The sequence below is a fragment of the Collinsella sp. 1033st1_E11_1033SCRN_220408 genome (assembly GCF_039062465.1).
Taxonomy (GTDB): domain Bacteria; phylum Actinomycetota; class Coriobacteriia; order Coriobacteriales; family Atopobiaceae; genus Parolsenella.
The window spans coordinates 1,888-7,071 of record NZ_JBCLNF010000004.1 but is presented as its reverse complement, the minus strand read 5'-3'; the positions used below and the strand labels follow the sequence as shown (position 1 = coordinate 7,071).

At 59.0% G+C, this 5,184-nt stretch carries 2 protein-coding genes, 1 tRNA gene and 2 rRNA genes (1 of these 5 only partly in view); all 5 read left to right on the top strand.

Translation table 11 applies throughout. From position 1 onward, the window contains the following. The first annotated feature begins 247 nt into the window (after nucleotides 1-247). Entirely contained in the window at nucleotides 248-1,213 is a 966-nt protein-coding gene (locus ABCN07_RS04600) for a putative ABC transporter permease (RefSeq protein ID WP_343005586.1), read from the top strand. Between the two features lie 137 nt (nucleotides 1,214-1,350). Then, nucleotides 1,351-2,079 carry a Bax inhibitor-1 family protein gene (locus tag ABCN07_RS04595; RefSeq protein WP_343005585.1) on the top strand — a complete coding sequence of 243 codons (729 nt, stop codon included), beginning with the start codon at nucleotides 1,351-1,353 and terminating at the stop codon, nucleotides 2,077-2,079. Between the two features lie 225 nt (nucleotides 2,080-2,304). Beyond that, a tRNA-Val gene (locus ABCN07_RS04590) sits at nucleotides 2,305-2,379 on the top strand. A gap of 1,021 nt (nucleotides 2,380-3,400) precedes the next feature. Continuing rightward, nucleotides 3,401-4,919 (top strand): 16S ribosomal RNA (locus ABCN07_RS04585). Nucleotides 4,920-5,125: 206 nt separating this feature from the next. Continuing rightward, nucleotides 5,126-5,184, top strand: a 23S ribosomal RNA gene (locus ABCN07_RS04580); its annotated part runs 1,887 nt beyond the window's last position; the annotation flags it as partial.

Here is a 5,184-nt window from a genome sequence, read left to right as displayed (position 1 = left end):
CATGAATTCGAAGGGTCGGCTAAAAGCCGGCCCTTTTTGTTTATCTCGGCATGTCGCCGCCTTCGCGTTGCGCTCGTGAGCCCCACGGGCGTGCCGCTGCCTTCGCGTTGCGCTCGTGAGCCCCGTCTTTCGAGTGGCGACGGCCCAACCCGCCCGTCACGCCCTATTGGCCGTTGGTCTACCATGGAAACGCGTCGTCTGCTAATGCTTGCGACGTGTCGTTCGCATCATCGGATGGAGCCTGAGCTTGGTAACTATCCTCCTCATAGTTCTCGCGCTCGCTCTCGCGTATGTTCTCGTGACGCGAGCCATCAATGCGCGTGGCTATCGCATGGCGAGCGGCAAGAGCTTCCGCAAGCTCGCGCGTCGCGGCAAGCTGCCGAAGGAGATCTCTGATGCCGCGGATGAGGTCATTCTCGACCGCCAGAGGCGCAACAGCGCGCGCCTGCGTCATGACCCCGCCTATGTGGATCTCAAGACGCAGCCAAAGCCCAAACTCTCCTCAGAGCAGGTCAAGGCGCTTAAACGGGCGCGTCTCAATGTCCGAGACGAGTGGCTCGACCATATGCGTCCCGGCTTCTACCAGTACGTGATCATCTTCATGGCGGCGAGCGTCGCGGGCTTGATCCTCGAGATGGCATGGATGCTCATATCGTCTGGTCGCACGGAACTGCGTGTAGGGCTCGTGTGGGGCCCGTTCTCGCCGCTCTACGGCTTCGGCGCATGTCTCCTCACGATGGTGCTCTGGAACTTCCGAACCGCTCCCAAGGCACAGGTCTTCTTTGTCTCCGCGCTTCTCGGCGGTGGCCTCGAGCAGACGACGGGCATGCTCATGGAGGACCTCTTCCATGCCCAGTCCTGGACCTACATTGGCCTTCCGGATGCGATCACCCAGTGGATCGCATGGAGGTTCCTATTCGCCTGGGGCGTCCTCGGCCTCGTTTGGTGCCGCGTTGTCATGCCGGAAGTCATCTATCGCATCGGCGAGCCCACGAATCGCAGACAGATCGTGATTGTGTCGCTCATGACCGCATTCCTCGTCGTGGATATGCTCGCCACGGTCTTCTGTTTCTACCGAAAGGCCTGCCGCGATGCCGGGATTCCGCCTCATAACTCGGTGGAGGAGTATGTCGACTCGAAGTTCAATGACGAGTTCATCGCGAATCGCTTTCAGAATCTCGTGGTAGGCGAGGACCTCGAGCCAAACAAGTAGCAATACCCATGCCCATTCCTGCGCGTTGCGCATAACACCTAGGAAATGGGTAGAAGAAACGTACTGCGCCCCGAGCGCGCCAGTATCGATGGGTATATGGATTCGTCCGCCCTGCGGACACGACGATAGGATCTCTCATGAACAACAACGATCAGTGGCAGACCGGAAACCAGGGTGGTATCGAGCCCTATTCCCCGTTTAGCGTCGAGGGACAGCGCGCCGGCAATGGCGGCAGGCTCTCCGTGAGGGCGTACGGTCTCCTTCTCACGGCGCTCGTTCTCGCCGGCTTCCTTGTGATGGGTGCCTGCGCGAGCCTGTTCTCCAACGTTTCGTTCCTGCTCGCGGTATTGGACAACTACTTTGCGATCTCGGTCGTGAGCTTCATCGCCTCGATTGCCGGCATCATCATGATGGGCCGAGGGAAGAGCGCGGAATCCGTGGGGCTGTCGCTGGCGGGCTACATCCTCTTCGTGTTCTCGTTTGGCTTCACTACTTCGACGATTTTCCTTATGTACTCTGCCCAGACCATCTCTACGGCCTTCTTGGCGACGGCGGGTATCGTCACGGTGTTTGCATGCCTGGGCATCGCCGTGCCGCATGTCTTCGAGAAGATCTCTGGCGTTCTCGGCGGATGCCTGCTCGCGCTCATCGTGGTGCAGATTGTCATGGCCTTCCTGGCCATCGACCAGACGCTCATCGACTTTCTTGTCATCGTGGTGTTCTGTGGCTTCATCGGCTATGACTTCCACAAGGCGATGTTCGACGAGCCTACCGTCGTAAACGCGGTCTATAACGCTTCCGAGCTTTTCCTCGACATCATCAACGTCTTCATCCGCGTCCTGTCTCTGCTGTCGCGCAGGGACTAGGGGAGGATTCACCTGGCGATCCCAGATTTTTGAAAAACTTTTGGGATCTTATCTGAGCTTCAAGAGACTACGAACATGCAGGTAAGAGCATGTGCCTAGGTTTGAGAACCCAACGCGGACGAGATAAATTCCGCCAAATTCTAAAAAATTTGAAATTGTGGGTTGCATTGGGTTGGGGGCTCAGATATATTAATCCCCGCGCCGCGAGGCGCACCACAAAGCTTCGGGCGTTTAGCTCAGGGGGAGAGCGCTTCCCTGACACGGAAGAGGTCACAAGTTCAAATCTTGTAACGCCCACCATAAATGATGAGGCTGGAAGCAAGTGCTTCCGGCCTCTTTTGTTATCTGCGGTTATGGTGTCAATGCTGCAGTTCAAACTGCGGCAAGTGTGTTTTGGCTAGGGGAGTATCAGGTGGCGCTCTCCGTAAGGCAGCGTTGAGACTCAAGCCACTCTGCGCTGCGGGGTGAGTTGGCGCTATCGAGAGCGTCTGCACTGCGGGGCGAGTGAACGCTATCGTGAGCTTGAGTGCTTTGGAATCACGAGCAGGATTAGAAGCGACACGCCTGCCAAGATGTGGGGCATGGTTCCACCTGTGAAAGAGGCAAAGTCGCCGCCAACGAATAAGCCCATATATCCGATGAGAGCAAAAGCAATTACAACGAGCCCGGTGATCTAAAGGGCCTAATTGACGCCATTCACGGGAGCTATCTCGCTTTCGTGTCGTCTGCCACATAGGCGAGGATGAACGCCTTCCCGTTGTTAGAGATGGAGAAGGAAGCAGCCTCAAAACCTTTGCTGGTAATTTCATTTGCAGAGCGCGCGATAAGGATTGCCATCTTTCTGGTCGAGGGACTGTATCCGATAACGAATGTCTTGCACATGGGGCCTCCGCTCTTATTGACCCCAGACATGCTGATAAACCATGGTGTGACGATGAGATTAGACGCAAGCTGTATTGGCTTTGCGTGCGATGGGTAAAGAAATCTACAAGGCGTTAAGTGTTAGCAAATGTGTGCGTCCCGTGGAGACGCCCCCGCCCCCTTGCGGGCGGCCCCGGGGGCGCGTATATTTCATCCCTGCGCTGCGGCCGGCGGGTCCCACGGGACGGGCGGGGGCGGCGCGGGCGAACCTTGAGAACCGGATACTGCGATCGATGAGATCGACGAGACAGACAAGCTAAGTAGAAGTGACGAAGTGTGCTACATAGCAACCCTTTGTTCCTTTGACCAAGCGAATCCGAATCTTACATTCAGAGACAGCGGACAGAGCGACGGACCGACACCCGGTACACGGAATGATGGGGCCCTAGGCCCTTTGATTTGAACGGAGAGTTCGATCCTGGCTCAGGATGAACGCTGGCGGCGCGCCTAACACATGCAAGTCGAACGGTTAAGGCATCCCTCGGGATGCGAATAGAGTGGCGAACGGCTGAGTAACACGTGGGCAACCTGCCCCCCTCCCCGGAATAGCCTCGCGAAAGCGGGATTAATGCCGGATACTCCGCCATCCCCCGCATGGGGGAGGCGGGAAAGCCCAGACGGAGGGGGATGGGCCCGCGGCCTGTTAGCTAGTTGGCGGGGCAACGGCCCACCAAGGCGACTATGGGTAGCCGGGTTGAGAGACCGACCGGCCAGATTGGGACTGAGACACGGCCCAGACTCCTACGGGAGGCAGCAGTGGGGAATCTTGCGCAATGGGGGGAACCCTGACGCAGCGACGCCGCGTGCGGGACGAAGGCCCTCGGGTCGTAAACCGCTTTCAGCAGGGAAGAGGCCGAAAGGTGACGGTACCTGCAGAAGAAGCCCCGGCTAAATACGTGCCAGCAGCCGCGGTAATACGTATGGGGCGAGCGTTATCCGGATTCATTGGGCGTAAAGCGCGCGTAGGCGGCCTCGTAGGCCGGGAGTCAAATCCGGGGGCTCAACCCCCGCCCGCTCCCGGAACCCCGAGGCTTGAGTCTGGCAGGGGAGGGTGGAATTCCCAGTGTAGCGGTGGAATGCGCAGATATTGGGAAGAACACCGGTGGCGAAGGCGGCCCTCTGGGCCACGACTGACGCTGAGGCGCGAAAGCTGGGGGAGCGAACAGGATTAGATACCCTGGTAGTCCCAGCCGTAAACGATGGACGCTAGGTGTGGGGGGACGATCCCCCCGTGCCGCAGCCAACGCATTAAGCGTCCCGCCTGGGGAGTACGGCCGCAAGGCTAAAACTCAAAGGAATTGACGGGGGCCCGCACAAGCAGCGGAGCATGTGGCTTAATTCGAAGCAACGCGAAGAACCTTACCTGGGCTTGACATTCAGGTGAAGCGGCGGAGACGCCGTGGCCGAGAGGAGCCTGAACAGGTGGTGCATGGCTGTCGTCAGCTCGTGTCGTGAGATGTTGGGTTAAGTCCCGCAACGAGCGCAACCCCCGTCGCGTGTTGCCAGCGGTTAGGCCGGGCACCCGCGCGAGACCGCCGGCGTCAAGCCGGAGGAAGGTGGGGACGACGTCAAGTCATCATGCCCCTTATGTCCAGGGCTGCACACGTGCTACAATGGCCGGCACAGCGGGCTGCGACTGCGCGAGCAGGAGCGAATCCCTCAAAGCCGGCCCCAGTTCGGACCGGGGGCTGCAACCCGCCCCCGCGAAGTCGGAGTTGCTAGTAATCGCGGATCAGCACGCCGCGGTGAATGCGTTCCCGGGCCTTGTACACACCGCCCGTCACACCACCCGAGTCGTCTGCACCCGAAGTCGCCGGCCCAACCAGCAATGGGGGGAGGCGCCGAAGGTGTGGAGGGTAAGGGGGGTGAAGTCGTAACAAGGTAGCCGTACGGGAACGTGCGGCTGGATCACCTCCTTTCTAGGGAGAGTAACCTCACCAAGAAAGACATACCTTACTTACGGGGCGGCCCGCCAGTCCTAGTCTCTCGTCTCCGTCGTCACGTCGTCGCAGTCTCCGGTCCCGAGGGCTCGTCCCTCCCGGTACCTTGAGAGCCGCATAGCGCAAGCGAGATTTTCTTCAAACAGAAGATCGCATCTGATCGCAACATTAGTGTGTTTACCTGACGTCAAGAGAAGAAGATGTCAAGGGCACGCGGTGGATGCCTTGGCACTGGAAGCCGATG